The sequence below is a fragment of the Aureimonas sp. AU20 genome (assembly GCF_001442755.1).
In the GTDB taxonomy this organism is placed as follows: Bacteria; Pseudomonadota; Alphaproteobacteria; order Rhizobiales; family Rhizobiaceae; genus Aureimonas.
Genome location: NZ_CP006367.1, coordinates 2161541 through 2179646, shown reverse-complemented (window position 1 = coordinate 2179646; position 18106 = coordinate 2161541). Strand labels below are relative to the sequence as shown.

16 protein-coding genes are annotated in these 18106 nt (G+C 66.5%); 6 read left to right on the top strand and 10 right to left on the bottom strand.

Annotated elements, in window-relative coordinates; genetic code table 11:
• The 3 genes from cysW to M673_RS09610 form a co-directional block, all read right to left on the bottom strand.
• Entirely contained in the window at positions 1–894 is an 894-nt protein-coding gene (gene cysW / locus M673_RS09620; protein WP_061975697.1) for a sulfate ABC transporter permease subunit CysW, read from the bottom strand.
• Positions 884–1735 carry a sulfate ABC transporter permease subunit CysT gene (gene cysT / locus M673_RS09615; RefSeq protein WP_061975695.1) on the bottom strand — a complete coding sequence of 284 codons (852 nt, stop codon included), beginning with the start codon at positions 1733–1735 and terminating at the stop codon, positions 884–886. Before cysT ends, cysW begins: the two co-directional genes overlap by 11 nt.
• A gap of 189 nt (positions 1736–1924) precedes the next feature.
• On the bottom strand, positions 1925–2941 hold the full coding sequence (locus M673_RS09610) for a sulfate ABC transporter substrate-binding protein (protein WP_061975694.1): 1017 nt from the start codon (positions 2939–2941) through the stop codon (positions 1925–1927).
• Positions 2942–3689: 748 nt separating this feature from the next.
• Between M673_RS09610 and M673_RS09600 the strand changes: the two genes are divergently transcribed.
• The 5 genes from M673_RS09600 to M673_RS09585 all read left to right on the top strand — a co-directional run bounded on the left by M673_RS09600 (position 3690) and on the right by M673_RS09585 (position 8480).
• Complete coding sequence (locus M673_RS09600; protein ID WP_443111183.1) at positions 3690–5483, top strand: DEAD/DEAH box helicase; 1794 nt, start codon at positions 3690–3692, stop codon at positions 5481–5483.
• 230 nt (positions 5484–5713) lie between these two features.
• Positions 5714–5866 (top strand): hypothetical protein, encoded by a 153-nt coding sequence (locus M673_RS24600; RefSeq protein WP_156421083.1) that lies wholly within the window; start codon positions 5714–5716, stop codon positions 5864–5866.
• Between the two features lie 5 nt (positions 5867–5871).
• Positions 5872–6606 (top strand): metal ABC transporter ATP-binding protein, encoded by a 735-nt coding sequence (locus M673_RS09595; protein ID WP_061975688.1) that lies wholly within the window; start codon positions 5872–5874, stop codon positions 6604–6606.
• Entirely contained in the window at positions 6603–7472 is an 870-nt protein-coding gene (locus M673_RS09590; RefSeq protein WP_061975686.1) for a metal ABC transporter permease, read from the top strand. Before M673_RS09595 ends, M673_RS09590 begins: the two co-directional genes overlap by 4 nt.
• A gap of 27 nt (positions 7473–7499) precedes the next feature.
• Complete coding sequence (locus M673_RS09585) at positions 7500–8480, top strand: metal ABC transporter substrate-binding protein (protein WP_061975684.1); 981 nt, start codon at positions 7500–7502, stop codon at positions 8478–8480.
• Positions 8481–8536: 56 nt separating this feature from the next.
• Here M673_RS09585 and M673_RS09580 read toward each other — a convergent pair whose 3' ends face one another.
• Both M673_RS09580 and trhO read right to left on the bottom strand, forming a co-directional pair.
• On the bottom strand, positions 8537–8905 hold the full coding sequence (locus tag M673_RS09580) for a hypothetical protein (protein ID WP_148640012.1): 369 nt from the start codon (positions 8903–8905) through the stop codon (positions 8537–8539).
• Between the two features lie 156 nt (positions 8906–9061).
• Positions 9062–9943 carry an oxygen-dependent tRNA uridine(34) hydroxylase TrhO gene (trhO, locus tag M673_RS09575; protein ID WP_061975681.1) on the bottom strand — a complete coding sequence of 294 codons (882 nt, stop codon included), beginning with the start codon at positions 9941–9943 and terminating at the stop codon, positions 9062–9064.
• Positions 9944–10036: 93 nt separating this feature from the next.
• Between trhO and M673_RS09570 the strand changes: the two genes are divergently transcribed.
• Positions 10037–10942, top strand: a complete 906-nt coding sequence (locus tag M673_RS09570; RefSeq protein ID WP_061975679.1) for an MBL fold metallo-hydrolase — start codon at positions 10037–10039, stop codon at positions 10940–10942.
• 9 nt (positions 10943–10951) lie between these two features.
• Here M673_RS09570 and M673_RS09565 read toward each other — a convergent pair whose 3' ends face one another.
• The 5 genes from M673_RS09565 to M673_RS09545 form a co-directional block, all read right to left on the bottom strand.
• Complete coding sequence (locus M673_RS09565) at positions 10952–11815, bottom strand: DUF1499 domain-containing protein (RefSeq protein ID WP_061975677.1); 864 nt, start codon at positions 11813–11815, stop codon at positions 10952–10954.
• Between the two features lie 70 nt (positions 11816–11885).
• The gene (locus tag M673_RS09560; RefSeq protein ID WP_061975675.1) at positions 11886–13523 is read right to left on the bottom strand and encodes a long-chain-fatty-acid--CoA ligase; all 1638 of its coding nucleotides are present in this window, start codon (positions 13521–13523) and stop codon (positions 11886–11888) included.
• Between the two features lie 138 nt (positions 13524–13661).
• The gene (locus tag M673_RS09555; RefSeq protein WP_061975673.1) at positions 13662–14234 is read right to left on the bottom strand and encodes a hypothetical protein; all 573 of its coding nucleotides are present in this window, start codon (positions 14232–14234) and stop codon (positions 13662–13664) included.
• A gap of 171 nt (positions 14235–14405) precedes the next feature.
• A complete protein-coding gene (gene ppdK / locus M673_RS09550) occupies positions 14406–17081 on the bottom strand; it encodes a pyruvate, phosphate dikinase (RefSeq protein WP_061975671.1) in 2676 nt (891 codons plus the stop codon).
• A 161-nt stretch (positions 17082–17242) separates the two neighbouring features.
• Positions 17243–18013 (bottom strand): DsbA family protein, encoded by a 771-nt coding sequence (locus tag M673_RS09545; protein ID WP_061975669.1) that lies wholly within the window; start codon positions 18011–18013, stop codon positions 17243–17245.
• Positions 18014–18106: the final 93 nt, after the last annotated feature.

Below are 18106 nucleotides of genomic sequence, written 5' to 3'. Positions count from 1 at the left end.
TCAGTGGCCGCCGCGCGCGGAGGCGATGTCGCCGGCATAGCGCCATTCCAGAAAGGCCTTCAGACCCAGCGTCACGAGCGCGAGGAAGGCCAGGATGGAGGCAACGGCGAAGGCGGCGGAGAAGCTGTATTCGTTGTAGAGGATCTCGACATGCAGCGGCATGGTGCTGGTCTGGCCGCGAATGCGGCCCGAGACCACGGACACCGCGCCGAACTCGCCCATGGCGCGGGCGTTGCACAGGAGCACGCCGTAGAGCAGCGCCCATTTCACATTGGGCAGCGTGACGCGGAAGAAGGTCTTCCAGCCCGTGGCCCCAAGCGAGATCGCCGCTTCCTCGTCACCCGTACCCTGCTCCTGCATGAGCGGGATCAGTTCGCGCGCCACGAAGGGCAGCGTGACGAAGACGGTGGCGAGCACGATGCCCGGCAGGGCGAAGACGATGTGAATGCCTGTCCCCTGCAAGAGCGGCGCGAAGTAGCCCTGCGCCCCGAACAGGAGGATGTAGACGAGGCCCGCGATCACCGGGGAAACCGAGAACGGCAGATCGATCAGCGTGATCAGGAGCGCCTTGCCCTTGAACTCGAACTTGGCGATCGCCCAGGCGGCGGCGAGGCCGAACACGACGTTGAGCGGCACGGCTATGGCCGCCACGAGCAGGGTCAGCCGGATGGCCGCCAGCGCGTCGGGCTCCACGATCGCCGCCCAATACATGGCGACGCCGTTGCGGAACGCCTCCACGAACACCGCGACGAGCGGCAGGAATAGGAAGAAGCCGAGAAACACGAGCGCGACCGCGATCAGCGTCCACTTCACCGCCGGCCCTTCCGTGGTCACCGGGCGGCGCTTGCGGACGGCCAGAGGCGGCGCCGCGTTCAGGGAAGCTTCAAGCACCATGACCGTATCTCCGGCGGCTCCAGGCCTGAATGAGGTTGATCGCGAGAAGCATGAGGAAGGAGATGATGAGCATCACGGCCGCGACCGCCGTGGCGCCGCCATAGTTGAACTCCTCCAGGCGGATCACGATCAGAAGCGGCGCGATCTCCGAGACATAGGGAATGTTGCCCGCAATGAAGATGACCGAGCCGTATTCGCCGACGGACCGGGCCAGCGCCAGCGCGAAGCCCGTGAGCAGCGCCGGCATGATGCTGGGGAGCACGACGCGAGTCACGGTCTGGAAGCGGTTGGCGCCGAGCGTCGCGGCGGCCTGCTCCACCTCGGCGTCGATCTCCTCCAGGACCGGCTGGACGGTCCGCACCACGAAGGGCAGCGACACGAAGACCAGCGCGACCACGATGCCGAGCGGCGTATAGGCGACCTTCAGCCCCAGCGGCGCCAGGAACTGGCCGACCCAGCCATTGGGCGCGTAGAGCGCGGTCAAGGCGATGCCGGCGACGGCCGTGGGCAGCGCGAAGGGCAGATCGATCACCGCGTCCACCAGTCGGCGGCCGGGAAAGTCGTAGCGAACCAGCACCCAGGCGATCAGAAGGCCGAACACGGCATTGACCAGCGCGGCCACGAAGGAGGCACCGAAGGACAGGCGCAGCGCGGCCAAAACGCGCGGGTCCAGCGCCAGCCGGACGAACTCGTCCCAGCCCAGGCTGGAACTGCGGATCGCCAAAGCCGACAGGGGAACGAGAACGAGAAGGCCGATATAGGCCAGCGTAAATCCGAGCGCGAGGCCGAAGCCTGGGATGACGCTCGGCGCGCGAAAGCGCGGCAGAACGGATGACGCCATGGATCAGCGCAACCCGCGTCGGGCCCGGCGGGCGGGCGGTTGCGGCCGGAAACCGGTCCGGTGCAGCATTGGAAACCCTTCGATCCTGCCGTGAGCCGGCATCATGCGTAGAAAGAACCCGGCGGGACAAGTCCCGCCGGGGTGAAGTCCCCAAACCTCTGGGAGGAGAAGGCCTTGGGGAGCGCCCGCTCAGTTGGCGGGCTTATAGATCTGGTCGAACACGCCGCCATCGCCGAAATGCTCCGGCTGCGCCTTGGCCCAGCCGCCGAACTGTGCGTCGTCGATCGAGACGAGTTCGAGCTTAGGGAAGCGTTCCAGAAGTGCCTTATCGGCGACCTTCTCCGGCTCGGAGGGGCGGTAGTAGTGCTTGGCGGCGATCGTCTGGCCCACGTCGCTATAGAGATGCTGGAGATAGGCCGTCGCGGCCTCGCGCGTTCCCTTCGCGTCCACATTGCCGTCCACCAGCGCGACCGGGGGCTCGGCGAGGATGGAGATCGACGGCACGACGATCTCGAACTGGTCTGGGCCCAGCTCTTCCAGAGCCAGGAAGGCCTCGTTCTCCCAGGCGAGCAGGACATCGCCGATGCCGCGCTGCACGAAGGTCGTGGTGGAGCCGCGCGCGCCGGTATCGAGAACCGGCACGTGGCGATAGATGTCGCCGACGAACTGCTTGGTCTTGGCCGCGTCGTTGCCGAAGGCCTTATTGGCATAGGCCCAGGCAGCCAGATAATTCCAGCGCGCGCCGCCCGAGGTCTTCGGGTTCGGCGTGATGACCTGCACCCCTTCCTTCACCAGATCGCCCCAATCCTTGATCGCCTTCGGATTGTCCTTGCGGACAAGGAAGACGATCGTTGACGTGTAGGGCGCCGAGTTGTGCGGAAGGCGACCGCGCCAGTCGGCCGGGATCTTCTTGGTGCCCTTTGCGATGGCGTCGATATCCGCTTCCAGCGCCAGCGTCACGACATCGGCGTCGAGACCGTCGATCACCGTGCGAGCCTGCGCGCCCGAGCCGCCATGCGACTGGCGAATCGTCACGGCGTCATGGCCCTGCGCGGCCCAGAACTTCGAGAATTCGGCGTTGTAGTCGCGATACAGTTCGCGAGTCGGATCATAGGAAACGTTGAGCAGCGTCGTCTGCGCGGCGGCGGGAAGAACCGCAGCCAGCGAAAGGCCGATCGCGAGAAGGCTGGAACGGAAGCGTTTCATGAACGGCCATACTCCATCGAAGATATGGATTGATCCTGTTCTAAGGTGGGGTTTCCGACAAGACGAATTGGTCCCGGCCTCGGCCTCGCAGGAGAAATGAAACCGCTGCCGCAGACGGTTTCGGGGAAAAATTCGACTTAGCAAGCCCGCTCGGACCCGATTCTGGCTCCGCCAGTCCACCATTCAAACGGAGCTGTGTGTTCCACGAAACTGGTGCGAAACCGATCTAACCCCCAGAAAAATGCAGGCTTTTCCCGATTTTATTTTTGCATTCGCAGAAAAAGATGCAATTTTAATCTTTATGCGCGGACGTTCGACAATGAGGAAAACCTCCAGCGTGCGCGCTTTCTGTCGGGGGGACACGATGCGAAAGATGACCGATCCGCTTGCGATGGGCCGCGGCCTCACCATCGGTATGTTGGTGTCGTCCCTGTTCTGGCTGACGGCCTTGAACATCGCCCTAGCGATGTAGAAACCAGCTCTCTTCTCTCGCGCGCTCGACAAGTCCTACCGGCTTTCAAGTCGGGGGTCGCCTTTCCCTGGCGTTTGTGCTTATAGACGGCGCATTCTCGCGGTTGAGGCGACACTCTGGCTTGCCCTGCGCACCGGAACACATGCCCCGCTCCGCGAATGGAATCGTGTGCCCCCGAGCGGGATCACGGTTCCATGCCACAATGGAGCCATGACAGGGGGCGGCGGTCGGTTTGACCGCAGTTCGATGGAACGGCACAATCTTCAAGGAATTCCGGTGCCCTTCCGCCCGACACACCCCGCCCTCTCCGCCGCTCTCGAAGAACGCGGCTATCAGGACCCGACGCCCGTTCAGGACGCGGTCCTCGCGCCCGAAGTCGCCGAGCGCGATCTTCTCGTGTCCGCTCAGACCGGCTCGGGCAAGACCGTCGCCTTCGGCCTCGCCTTCGCCTCGACGCTCTTGCGCGGAGCGGACAGGCTGCCCGAAGCGGGCGACCCGCTGGCGCTCGTCGTCGCGCCGACGCGCGAACTGGCGCTGCAGGTGCAGCGCGAGCTCGACTGGCTATATGCCGGGTTCGGCGCGCGCATCGTCACCTGCGTCGGCGGCATGGATCCGCGCGCCGAGCAGCGCTCGCTGCAGCGTGGCGCCCATATCGTGGTCGGCACGCCCGGCCGCCTGCGCGACCATTTGGAGCGCGGTCGCCTCCTAATCGGCGGCCTGCGCGTCGTCGTGCTGGACGAGGCGGACGAGATGCTCAATCTCGGCTTCCGCGAAGATCTCGAATTCATCCTGGAGGCGACACCGGACGAGCGACGCACGTTGCTCTTCTCCGCGACGCTTCCCAAGCAGATCATCACGCTGACCAAGCGCTACCAGCGCGACGCGGTGCGCATTGAGGCGAGCGCGCGCAACTCGAGCCATGCCGACATCGAATACCGGGCCGTGCGCATCGCGCCGACCGAGTCGGAACTCGCCGTGGTCAACCTTCTGCGGCAGGCCGAAGCGCCGGCCGCAATCGTCTTCTGCAACACGCGCGAGCAGGTTCGCCATCTCCACACCGGGCTGGTGGATCGGGGCTTCGCCGCCGTGTCGCTGTCTGGCGAACTCGGTCAGGCCGAGCGCAACCAGGCGCTTCAGGCGCTGCGCGACGGCCGGGCGCGCGTCTGCGTGGCGACCGATGTGGCCGCGCGCGGCATCGACCTGCCGAGCCTGACGCTGGTCATCCACGCCGAACTGCCGAACGACGCCGAAACGCTGCAGCACCGCAGCGGGCGCACCGGCCGCGCCGGTCGCAAGGGTGTGTCAGTCATGCTCGTGCCGCTGTCGCGCCGCCGCAAGGCCGAGCGCCTCCTGGCGGACGCACGCATCAAGCCGGTCTGGAGCGGCGCCCCTTCGGCGGACGAAATCCGCGCGCTGGATCGCGAGCGGCTTCTGGCCGACCCGATCCTCACGGAAGAGCCGAGCGAGGAGGACCAGGACATGGTCCGCGAGCTCGTTTCTCGCTGCTCTCCCGAGCAGATCGCCGGCGCCTTCGCGCGGCTCTACAATCAGCGCCTGCCCTCGCCGGAGGATGTCTACGATCCAGGCGAGCCGCGCGGCATGAAACCGCGCCGCGATGACGACGGGCGTGACGACCGGCCGGAGCGCGAGGAACGCGCGCCGCGCAGCCGCGACGTCGGCCCGACCTCGTGGTTTGTCATGGATATCGGCCGGCGCAACAACGCCGACCCGAAATGGCTGCTGCCGCTTCTCTGCCGCCGGGGCAAGATCACGCGCGAAGATATCGGCGCGATCCGCATCTTCGATCGCGAGACGCGGTTCGAGATCGTCGAGGCCGCCGCCAAGCGGTTTGCCGCGAGCGCAGAAGGCCTGGACGATGACATCACAATCTCGACCGCCGAGGCCCCGCCGAAGGGCGAGCGCGCCCCGGAGCGCCCGCGCACCGGCAAGAAGCCGGGCGGCTTCAGCAAGCCCGACCGTCGCCCGGCGGCGGGTGGGGACCGGCCCGAGCGTCGCGGCCCGCCGCCCGCCGGCGCCAAGCCCCGCCGCCCGCGCCCGCCGAAGGCCTGAACGGGCCAATCGTTCCTAGCCGCGCGATCGCCCGCTAGGCGTCGCGATACACGACGGCCAAAGCGCGGCCAGAAGCGGTGCGCTGGCGTTCCAAACTTTCAAAGCCCGGGTCACGCACCCGGGCTTTTTTCGTTGAACAACCGGAAATCGCGGGTTTCGATCTGCGCGGTCAAGAATCTGTCAGGCGGCCACTGGAAATCGGCGTTGTTACGTTATAACAGTTCAGCACGATGTCTGGCTCCGATCCCATGTTGCAACGCTCCACTCCCTCCCCGACACTTCGCCCTTCCGCCCTGCGCCGCTCCGCCGCGCAGCGTCTGGCGTTCCTGGCCGGGCCGATCGTCGTCTTGTGGGTGCTGGTCGCCCTGGTTCTCTGGGCTTGATCGCAATGGACGCTTCGGTCTCGCTGGACGATCTGACATTGGCCTATCGCCGCCATCCGGCCGTAAGCCAGGTGTCCGGCCGCTTCGCGCCGGGGTCGCTCACCGCGATCGTCGGGCCGAACGGCGCCGGAAAATCGACGCTTCTCAAGGGCCTGATGGGCATCGTGCCGGTCTCGCGCGGGCGCATTCGGCTGGACGGCATTTCGCGGCGCGACGTCGCCTATCTCCCGCAGAGCGCGGAAATCGACCGCAGCTTCCCGATCGACGTCATCGATCTCGTCTCGCTCGGCACGTGGCGCAAGGTCGGCTTCTTCGGCAGCATCGCGGGGCGCTATCTCGACCGAGTCCGCGAGGCGATCCGCGCGGTCGGCCTGGAAGGGTTCGAAGCGCGCACCATCGGCTCGCTGTCCGGCGGCCAGTTGCAGCGCGCCTTGTTCGCCCGAATGCTGGTGCAGGACGCCAAGCTCCTGCTTCTGGACGAGCCCTTTACCGCGATCGACGCGCGCACGACGGCCGATCTCCTGCAGATCGTGCGCAACTGGAATGCGGAAGGGCGCACGATCATCGCCGTCCTCCACGACATGGATCTGGTGCGCGAGCACTTCCCCGAAACGCTGCTGATCGCCCGCGAGCTGATCGGCTGGGGGCGCACGGCGGAGGTGCTCACCAAGGAGCGCTTGCGGGAAGCGCGCAACCTGTCGGAGCGCTGGGCCGATCCGTTCGGGAGCGTCGCGGCATGACCCTCGTCGAGTTCTTCGCCAGCCCCTTCGCGGATTACGGCTTCATGCGGCGCGCCATGGTGGGCTGTCTGGCGCTGTCGCTCGGCGCCTGCCCGCTCGGCGTCCTCCTGGTTCTGCGGCGCATGAGCCTCGTGGGCGACGCGATGTCCCACGCGATCCTGCCGGGCGCGGCCGTCGGCTTCCTGATCGCCGGTTTCTCGCTGTTCGCGATGACGGTCGGCGGCATCGTGACGGGGCTGCTCGTGGCAGGCCTGGCTGGCATGGTGTCGCGCTTCACTGCCTTGCGGGAGGACGCGAGCTTTGCAGCCTTCTACCTCGCCTCGCTCGGCATCGGCGTGCTGCTGGTGTCCGTCCACGGCTCGAATGTCGACCTGCTTCACGTCCTGTTCGGCACGGTCCTAGCGCTGGACGATCCCGCGATCCTGCTGATCGCCGGCATTGCTACCGCCACGCTCGTTCTTCTCGCCCTTCTCTACCGACCGCTCGTCGCCGAATGCCTGGACCCGCAGTTCCTGCGCGCGGTCGGCGGCAGCGGCGGCTTCGTCCACATGGCCTTCATCTCGCTCGTGGTGCTCAATCTCGTGGGCGGGTTCCAGGCGCTGGGAACCTTGATGGTGGTCGGCATTATGATGCTGCCCGCGACGGCGAGCCGCTTCTGGTCCGCCAGCGTCACCGGCCAGATGATCATGTCGTCGGCCATCGGCATCGTTTCCTCCTATGTCGGGCTTCTGATCTCCTTCCATCAGAACCTGCCCGCATCGCCGGCCATCATCCTTTCGGCCAGCGTGATCTACGCGCTTTCGGTCCTTGTCGGCCGGATCGACAGCGTCATGGCGAGAAGCATTCAGCTCCGCCGCCCCATCTGAACCCGGCCGTCCTTCGAGGACCTATCGATGACAACTCGCTCGCTTTCCCTCGCGCTGGCGCTCGCCGCCTCGGCGCTGGCCTATTCGCCTGCCTTCGCGGAACCGCTGAAGGTCGTCGCCTCCTTCTCGATTCTGGGTGACATGGTCAAACGCATCGGCGGCGACGACGTCGCGGTGACGACGCTGGTCGGCCCGAACGGCGACGCGCATGTGTTCGAGCCGACGCCGCGCGACGCGAAGGCCCTGGGCGAGGCCAAGGTTCTGGTCGAGAACGGCCTCAACTTTGAAGGCTGGATGCCGCGCCTCGTGAAGACCTCGGACTTCTCGGGGGAGGCGGTCATCGCCTCTACCGGCGTGAAGCCTCGCGAACTGACGCCCGAGGAGCAGGCGCTCGAGGAAGCCGAAGAGGCGCACGAGCACGCCGGCGAGAAGACGGCAGAGGCCGCGCACGAAAATGACCATGGGCACGACCACGGGTCGGTCGACCCGCATGCCTGGCAGAGTCTGACGAACGGCGCGATCTACGCGCGCAACATCACGGACGGGCTCGCCAAGGCCGACCCGGCCCATGCCAGCGATTATCGCAAGCGTGGAGAGGCTTACATCGCCGAGATCAAAGCGCTGGACGGCAAGATCCGCGCGGAGATCGACACGGTTCCCGAGGATCAGCGGCTGATCGTCACCTCGCACGACGCGTTCGGCTATTTCGGCCAAGCCTATCACGTGCGCTTCCTGGCGCCGCAGGGTGTCTCGACCGAAGCCGAGGCGTCGGCCCAGGATGTCGCCAAGATCATCGACCAGATCCGCGCGCAGAAGATCCGTGCCGTCTTCGTGGAGAACATCTCCGACACGCGCCTGATCGATCAGATCAGCCGCGAGACCGGCGCCAAGGTCGGCGGCGCCTTGTTCTCGGACGCACTCTCGCCCGCCGGCGGCCCGGCCTCGACCTATCTCGACATGTTCCGCAACAATGCGGACGAGATCGTCAAGGCGTTGAAGACGAGTTGATCCCGAACGATCCACATCCGGCTGGCGCTAGCGCCGGCCGGATAGTCTAACTCTCGTCAGCCGCAGACGGCCCGGTCGATGAAGACCGAGGAAACGCTGCCCGCCGCGCGGTAGCGATATTCCACCGACGTGACCTGACGCGCGCGAAGCGCCTTCTTCCACATTTGGCAGCGACGGGACTCGTCGCGTGTGCGCCACGCATCCATGCCCACCCGTTCGTCCGCCACGAATTGCAGCGTGACGACGCGCCCGTCGAAGGTCACTTCCTCCAGAACGCTGCCGTCGCCCTGCTCGGCGGGAAGTGTTTCTTGAAGGCTGGAAATCTCGTGCCGAATGTCCGTCGCGCCGCGCGCGAAGGGGATGATGTCGATTCGGTCGTAGAGAAGAAAAGCTGCCGTCGCACAGAGACCGGCTGCGCCGGCCACGTGCATTTTGCGATCACGAAACGCTTGCATAGACGCCTCCGCTCACCAGTTGGGGATCGAAGTCGATCTAATCGATATTTGTTGCAGCGCAGTGAAAAACGAATCTTGCGGCAGCTAAAAGACGGATATTCCACCGCTTTCCACAAGGCTGCCTTGCTATTTCCCCTGAGTCATCTGGGATTGGCGCATCCTTAGAGCATATGCGCGCTCCGGCGTCAGCCGGTCGATGCAGTGCGGGCAGGAAACGCCGGGCTCATAGGCCGAATCGGCCTGCTCTTCGACGGTGACGGGTTCGCCGCATCCAAAGCACCGGCCCCATTGGGCGGTCTGCTCCAACTCGTGCCCGACGGCCGTGCGCGAATCGAAGACGTAGCACTCCCCTTGCCAGCGGCTTTCGCTGGCCGGCACGTCTTCGAGATACTGCAGAATGCCGCCTTTGAGATGAAAGACTTCCGAGAAGCCGTGCGCCAGCATGAAACTGGAAGCCTTCTCGCAGCGGATGCCGCCGGTGCAGAACATGGCGACCTTGGGCTGGCGCGTGGGGTCGAGCTTCTCGTGAACGAAACTCTTGAACTCGGTGAAGCTGTCGATCTCGGGATCGACCGCCGTCTCGAACGTGCCGACCCGCGTTTCGTAGCGGTTGCGCGTGTCGATCACCACTACATCGGGATCGGCCAGAAGCGCGTTCCAGTCCTTCGGCTCGACATAGGTTCCGACCTGCTTGGTCGGATCGGCCTCCGGCGCGCGCATGGTGATGATTTCGGGCCGGATGCGCACCTTGAGCCGCGCGAACGGGCGCGCGTCGGCGGTTGAGAACTTCACCTCGCCCTGTCGAACGCCGAGGGTTCGATCCAACTCATCCACCAGATCAGTGATGGCGCCCTGGGTACCCGCCACGGTCCCATTGATCCCCTCGCCGGCCAAGAGCAGCGTGCCGTAGATGTCGCGCGCTTTGGCGAAGTCGAAGAGATGCGCGCGCAGGGCCGGCAGGTCAGGGATCGCGACGAAACGATAAAGGGCGACGATGGTCCAGGTCATGGCGCCCTATAGCGCCTGGACGCCCTCGTTTCAAATCTCGCCTGCCCAAACGCGGCTTGACTTGGCCCCCGCGAGGTCCGACCTCATGAGCCGATGAGCCTCGATCTCGATACGACCTTCCAGCCTCAGCATGGGCGCCCCGTCCCGGTCGCGTCGGGTGTGATGCGACTGACGGCGCCCAACACCGGCCCGATGACCTTCACCGGCACCAACACCTATCTCCTGGGGCAGGAGACGCTGGTGGTGATCGACCCCGGCCCGCAGGACGAGGCGCATTTAAGCGCGTTGCTACGGGCGATCGACGGGCGGCGCGTGGAGGCGATCCTCGCGACTCACACGCATCTCGACCATACGGGTCTTCACGCGGCGCTGCGAGACGCCACCGGCGCGCCGCTCGTGGCGGAGGGGCCGCATCGCACCTCGCGTCCGCTGGCGCCGGGCGAGATCAATCTTCTGGATGCAGCGGCCGACCACAGCTTTCGGCCCGACATCACGCTGGGCGACGGCGAGGCGCTGGAAACGGCGGCGGGGCGGATCGTCGGCATCGCGACGCCCGGCCACACCGCCAATCACATGAGCTTCGCGCTGGAAGATCAGGGCCTTCTGTTTTCCGGCGATCATGTCATGGCGTGGTCCACCACGATCGTCGCGCCGCCGGACGGACGCATGGCCGATTACATGGCCTCTCTCGACAAGCTCTCGGCCCGGGCGGACAGGCTCTATCTGCCGGGCCATGGCGGCCCGGTGGAGAGGCCGGCCGCCTTCCTGCGCGCCACGCGGGCTCACCGCCGGATGCGCGAGCAGACGATTCTGGAGCGCGTGCGCGCCGGGGATCGCTTCGTCGCCGACATGGTCTCCGCCATCTACCGCAGCACGCCGAAGGCGCTGCACGGCGCGGCGGCGCTCTCGGTCCTCGCCCATCTGGAAGATCTCTGCGAGCGCGGCCTCGTCGCAGCGACCGGCGGGGTGGAGCTGACGGCCCGGTTCGAGCCGGTCTGACGAAGTGGCTTAGCTCTCCGGCGCGACGCCTTCGAGCACCTTCATCGCCTCGTCCAGGCGAGCCAGAAAATCCTGGATGAGCCGGCGGTTCTGCCCGAGGTCGCGCTCCAAGCTTCGCGACACGGAGCGCAGATCGACATAGGTCGTGCCGTCGGTTTCGACGATGCGGATGGTGACGTCGCTGGGAAAGGCGAAAAGCGGGGCGTAGCCGACGGCCTGAATCGTGTAATCGTCGGAATCGAGATCGGCGAAGGGCTCGCTCGAGTCATCCTCCTCCTCGTCGTCCAGATTGAGCGAATCGCGCAAGGTCGGGATGGGGACCGAAACGGTGCCGGACACGCCGAGATCGGGGCCGTCCAGCCGCGCCATGTCGGGCGTGCGCACGTCCGCAATCGTCATTCCGCTTTTTTCCATGGCGGTGCGCGCAGCTTGGTAGACGGTCGCGGCCGTCGCCTGGAAATCCCGCCCGACCAGAACGCCGTCGAGGGTCGAGACGGTGGCGGGCGCGGTCTCGGACAGCGCCGCGCTCATGCCGGTCGTTTCGGCGGCATGCCCGTCGGGATATTTGGTGAAGAGATAGGCCGCGCCCAGAAACGGCGCCGCCGCCACCCCGCCCACCAGAAGCGCCCCAACGGCCCGACCGCCCCCACGCGCGCCGCTGCGCCAGATGATGAGGATGGCGAACACGGCCAGGAGAAGCCCCAATGCGGCGATGCCGCCGGCCAGGAGAAGCGACAGCGACAGGATCGACTGGTCGAGGAGATGCAGGCGGAAGAAGCCGACCGAGATCGGCAGAAGCGCGAAGGCGAAGGCCGCGAGGTTCCAGGCCCAGATCGCGCTCCGGCTGCGCCCCCTCAGATAATGTCCCGCCACACGCTCGCCCCGCTTGCCGTCCGCCGCCGATCCTCGGGCTTTCTAGCAGATCGCCGGGATCGGCAACAGTTCACGCCACCGGGTCGGCGCTGGGCAGGCGATAGTCCGCGAAACTCTTGCGCAGCTCCATCTTCTGGATCTTGCCCGTCGCCGTGTGCGGGATCGCCTCCACGAAGACCACGTCGTCCGGCATCCACCAGCGCGCCACGCGCCCGCTGAGATAATCGAGCATGGCTTGTCGCGTGAGCGAAGCCCCTTCGCGCGGCACCACGACCAGAAGCGGGCGCTCGTCCCATTTGGGATGCGGAACGCCGATCACCGCCGCTTCGGTCACGTCGGGATGGCCGACGGCAAGATTTTCGAGCTCGATCGTGGAGATCCACTCGCCGCCGGACTTGATGACATCCTTGGCCCGGTCGGTGATCTGCATCGTGCCGCTGGCGTCGATATGGGCGACGTCGCCCGTGTCGAACCAGCCGTCCGCCTCGAAGGCCTCCGCCCCCGCGCCCTTGTGATAGGCCGAGGAGACCGCCGGCCCGCGCACCTTGAGCCGGCCGAAGCTGCGGCCGTCGCGCGGCAGATCGTGGCCCTGGTCGTCGGTCACTTTCATCTCGACACCGAAGGGAACGCGGCCTTGCTTCTCCTTCAGGCGATAGAGCGCCTCGTCGTCCAGCCCTTCCCAGTCCGCAGTCGGAACGTTCAGCGTGCCGAGCGGGCTGAGTTCGGTCATGCCCCAGGCATGGACGACCTCGACGCCGTAGCGCTTCTCGAACGCCTCGCAGACCACGCGCGGACAGGCCGCGCCGCCGATCACCACGCGCTTCAGGTCCGGCACCGCGCCGCCCGTCGCCTGCAGATGCTGAAGCAGCATCATCCACACCGTCGGCACCGCTGCGCTGAAGCTGACGCGCTCGCTCGTCAGAAGTTCGTGGATGGAGGCGCCGTCCATCTTCGGCCCGGGCATGATCATCGCCGCGCCCACCATGGGACAGGAGAAGGCGATGCCCCAGCCATTGGCGTGGAAGAGCGGCACCACTGGCATGACGCGGTCGCGCGCGGAAATGTTCATCGCGTCCGGCTGAACCGCGATCATGGAATGAAGGACATTGGAGCGATGGGAATAGACGACGCCCTTCGGCATGCCCGTCGTGCCCGACGTGTAGCACATGCCGGCGGCATCCCGCTCTTCGGCGGGAACCCAGGCGAAGTCCTCGTCCGCTTCCGCCAGCCATTCCTCGTAGGGGACGGCGTCCAGCGTGTTGAGCGGCAGATGCGCGGCGTCGGTCAGGACGACCACGCGGCGCAGGCTCGACACGCGCGGCGCGATCGCCTCCAGGATCGGCAGGAAGGTGAGGTCGGCGAAGACGATCTCGTCCTCGGCATCGTTCATGATCCAGGCGATCTGGTCCGGGAACAGGCGCGGGTTCAGCGTGTGGTACACCGCCCCTGCGCCCAGAATGCCGTACCAGCATTCGAGATGACGCCAGGTGTTCCAGGCCAGCGTCGCGATCCGCGCGCCGCGCTTCACCCCGTCCCGCTGCAGCCGCTTGGCGAGTCGCAGCGAGCGTCGTCGAACGTCGCGATAGGTCGTACGATGGATCGGCCCTTCCACGGAGCGGGACACGACCTCGCGCCCGCCATGATGCTCCGCCGCGTGGTCGATGACCTTGGTGCACAGCAGCGGCCAGTCCTGCATCAGTCCCAGCATCGACCTCTCCTCCCCAGATTCGCGCCGTTGCCCGGCGTCTGCAGTCCGAGAGTTGAGGAGAATGCGGGTCTTGTCCAGCGTGAGGCGAAGAGGTCAGCCGCACGCTCGCGTTATCGTCACTTGCTCAAACGCCGGCCCTCACCGGCCAATGCGGTAGAGCCCGAGCCTCTCGATCGACAGGGTGCGAATTCGGGACCCGGCAGGCTTGGTTTGAGGATGAAGCTGATCGAAGATCGCAAGGGCGGAGGTCAAAGCCTTGTCCCCTTCACCGTTCGGATTGAGAATCGCGTTGACCACCGTCTCCAGCGAGACGCCGAGCTTCGTCAGCCCAAGGTTTTCTTCAATCGCCTGGACGATCTCGGGGTAATCGTCTTGGAGTTTGAGCTTCGAAAAGGCGTCCTTGATCGCGGCGCGATAGTCCGCATCAGACGCGAAGGCGTCCTTCCGCACGCCGAGGGCGTCACACGTCTTCTCGAACAGGGCAAGCTTCCTCTGCGTCTGGTCCGTCGTGGTGTCGAACAGCGCGTCCGCAACTCGGGCTTTGGCGTTGGATGCGGCCGGGTCGAAGATCGAATTGCCGGAGAGCTGCCGGTCATTTGCAGCGCCCGCCCCATCCCGAGCCTGCGAGGCCCCCGTCGCTATCGTCGCGCGAAGGGCGCCTTCCTGCAGCAACTGCACCGCTACACTTCCAATCAGCGACACCGACGACATCGGACATCTCCAGCCTGTACCCGATGATAGAAATATCAAGTACAGGTTGCCGGCAACCTAACCTAAGGTCACCTCAGGCCAGCCCAAGCTCGGGAGGAGCAGTGCTAGGAAGAGCCAACGCCGGGTACAGGACGGCGGCTGGCTCCTGACGCGCCGAGCCGCAGGCCGCCCTCAGAACCGCGTGCGGGTCTTGGGCGCGGCGGCGGTGCGGAGCGCCCGCTCGAAGCGGATCGCGGCCTGCGCGGCCGCAAGGCGGGCGATAGGCACGCGGTAGGGCGAGCAGGACACGTAGTCGAGGCCGGTGCGCTCGAAGAAGGCGATGGAATTGGGATCGCCCCCCTGCTCGCCGCAGACGCCGAGCGGAATGTCCGGCCGCGTTCGGCGCGCCTTCTCGACGCCCAGCGCGATCAGTTCGCCGACGCCCTCGATGTCGAGCGTCTGGAACGGATCGCGTTCAATGATGCCCTGCCGCTCGTAGGAGGACAGGAAGTTCGCCGCATCGTCGCGCGAGATGCCGTAGACGGTTTGGGTCAGGTCGTTGGTGCCGAAGGAGAAGAAGTCGGCCACCTCGGCGATCGTGTCGGCGCGCACGATGGCGCGCGGGAGTTCGATCATCGTGCCGACGAGGTAGGTGATCTCGCGCTTGCGCTCGGCCATGACGAGCTGCGCCACCTCGTCCACCCGCGCCTTCACGAAGTCGAGCTCCTTGCGCAGCCCGACCAGCGGCACCATGATCTCCGGCACCACGGCCTTGCCCTTGCGCTCGCCCGCCTCGATCGCGGCTTCGAAGATGGCGCGCGCCTGCATCTCCACAATCTCAGGATGCGAGATCGCGAGCCGGCAGCCGCGATGGCCGAGCATGGGATTGAACTCGTGCAGCGCGTCGATCCGCTCGGTGACGACGGCGATGCTGATGCCCAGCGACGCAGCGGTCTCAGCGATCTCCTGCTCACCCTTGGGCAGGAACTCGTGCAGCGGCGGATCGAGAAGCCGGATCGTCACCGGCATGCCGGCCATGATCTCGAACAGCTCGATGAAGTCCGATCGCTGGATCGGCAAGAGCTTGTCGAGTGCCGCGCGCCGGCCCGCCTCGTCCCGCGCCAGGATCATCTCACGCATCATGGAAATGCGCTCGCCCTCAAAAAACATGTGCTCGGTGCGGCAAAGGCCGATGCCCTCGGCGCCGAAGGCGCGGGCGGCGCGGGCCTCGGCCGGCGTTTCGGCATTGGTGCGCACGCGCATGCGCCGCGCCCGGTCCGAGAACTCCATCAGCGTGGCGAAATCGCCCGTGAGCGAAGGGCGCTTGAGCTTGGGCGCGCCGGCGATCACCTCGCCGGTGGTTCCGTCGATGGTCAGCCAGTCGCCATATTGAAGGACGCGCCCGGCGGCGGTCAGCGTGCCCGCCTCGGCGTTGACGCGCAGCGCACCTGCGCCGGTCACGCAGGGCTTGCCGATGCCGCGCGCCACCACCGCCGCATGGCTGGTGGTCCCGCCGCGCACGGTCAGCACGCCCTCGGTCACATGCATGCCGTGCACGTCTTCCGGCAGGGTCTCGTTGCGCACCATGATGGACTTGCGCCCTTCCCCGGCCAGGGCGATCGCCTGTTCGGAGGAGAAGACGATCTGGCCGCTGGCGGCGCCCGGCGAGGCCGGCATGCCCTTGCCGATGACGATCACCTCTTCGCCCCGCTCGATCGTCGGGTGGAGGAGTTGGTCCAGCGCCGAAGGTTCGATGCGCAGGATCGCGTCTTCCTCGCGGATCAGCCCTTCACGCGTCATGGTGACGGCGATGCGGATGCCCTCCGCCACGCTGCGCTTGAGAACGCGCGACTGCAGCAAAAAGAGCTCGCCGTCGCCGACCATGAAGTCGATCTCGCTGGCGTCGCCGACATGCTCCTCGATGCGGCGAGCATGGTCGGCCAGCGCCTTGAGATCGGCGGGGAACAAAGCGCCCGCATCCGCCGCGCCGAGATCGATCGGGGGAACCTGCGGCCCGATCTCGTCGCCGCCACGCCCGCCCAGAGCGAATTCGCCCGACAGGCAGGGCTCGCCGGTCTTGAGGTCGCGCGACAGGGCGCGCCCGGTGCCGGACTTTTCGCCCCGCTCGTTGAAGATCATGGCATGGACGGTGACGGCAAGGCCCGCGTTCTCGCCGATGCCGTGGACGATGCGGAAGGCGCGCGCGACCGGGCCGCGCCAGCTGGCGAAGCTCGCCTCCACGACCCGGTACAGCTGTTCCAGCGGCGATTGCGGCATGGCCTCGCCCACTTCGTCCTCGACGAAGGCGAGATAGGCCGCGATCAGCGCGCGCCAGTCGACCAGAGAGTGCGGCTCGGCGCCCTGCCAGCCGGCGCGCGCGCGCTCGGCATCGGCCACATCGTCGAACTCGCCGGGGTCCATGCTGTAGACTAGCGAGCAATAGCTCTCGATGAAGCGGCGGTAGCAGCGGAAGGCGAAGCCGAGATCGGCGAGTTCGCCCGCGAGCTTCTCAACGGTTCGGCTGTTGAGGCCGACATCGAGAACCGTGTCGGCCAGCCCCGGCATGATGGCGCGCGCGCTGGTGCGCACGGCGAGCAGCAGCGGCTTGTCGGCGCCGTCGAACTGGCGGCCCGTCACGCCTTCCAGCCATTCGATGGCGGCCAGCGTCTCGTTGCGCAGGGCCGGCGGAAGATCAGGGCCGGAAGCCGCCTCGCGCCAAGCCGAGGTCGAGATCGTGAAGCCGGGGGGCACGGGCAGATCCAGCGAGGCCAGCAGCGCGAGATTGGAGCCTTTCAGCCCGAGCGCTTCCGTCGCATCGGCCGTGCGGTCGGCTGCGCCCCGTTTGAAGGTGAACAGTCTCTTGGCCATCGGATATCTTGGAACCCCGGCGCGGCGGTGGTGCCGCAGTCCTTTCGGACTCCTACCTTTACGCAAACTGCGACGCCGCGCCAATGCTGCGCTGCGGCATTCCTTTCGAATCCAGACTAGGAAACGGCACTTTCCGATGGGAAAGCGCCGTCAATTCGGTATCAGAGATGCTTCTCGATGATGGCCGCCATCTCGTCCGCCGACAAGGCGCCGGCATATTTCTCGCCATTGATGAAGAAGGTCGGGGTGGCGGATACGCCGAATTCCTTCTGCCCGGCTTCCTGCACGGCCACGACCTTGCCCTGAAGCTCGGTGTTCTGGAGGCAGGCCTTGAACTGATCCTGCGATAGGCCCGCAAGCTGCGCGATCTTCAGAAGCGCGACGGAGGCGTTCTCGGCCGCGGCCCATTCGCGCTGCTGGTCGAACATCACGTCGACCATGGCGGTGCGGCGCTCGTCTCCGGCGCAGCGAGCCAGCATGAACGCGGCCAGAGCGCGCGGGTCGAACGGGAACTCGCGCAGGATGAGCTTGGCCTTGCCGGTGTCGAGATAGTCCTTCTTGATCGCGGGATAGCTCTCCGAGTGGAAGTCGCGGCAGTGCGAGCAGGTCATCGAAGCGTATTCGACGATGGTGACCGGGGCATCGGCCTTGCCGATCACCACGTCCGGCAGCGCCTGCGGGCTCATCAGCTTGGCAACGTCGACCATACCTTCGGGTTTGGGCGCGGTTGCCGCCGAAGGGTTGGTGGCGCGCTCCGCCGGCTGCGCGGGTTGGGTCGTTGCGGCGGGGACCTCAGAGGTGGTCGCGCTCTGGGCGAAGACGCTGCCCGCCGTTCCAACCGCCAAAAGGGCCGCGCCGCCCAGGATGACCGAGCGCCGGCGCAGGGCCGCGCCGCGAAGAAACAGGCGGTTCGTGTCGTTCGGGTTGGTCATGGTCGGAACTCGGCCCTTTGCGAAAGAAGCCCCACGGCTTCGCCGAGCCCGAACTAGCGTAGCGAATGTGGCAAATCCAACATTCCCACCGCG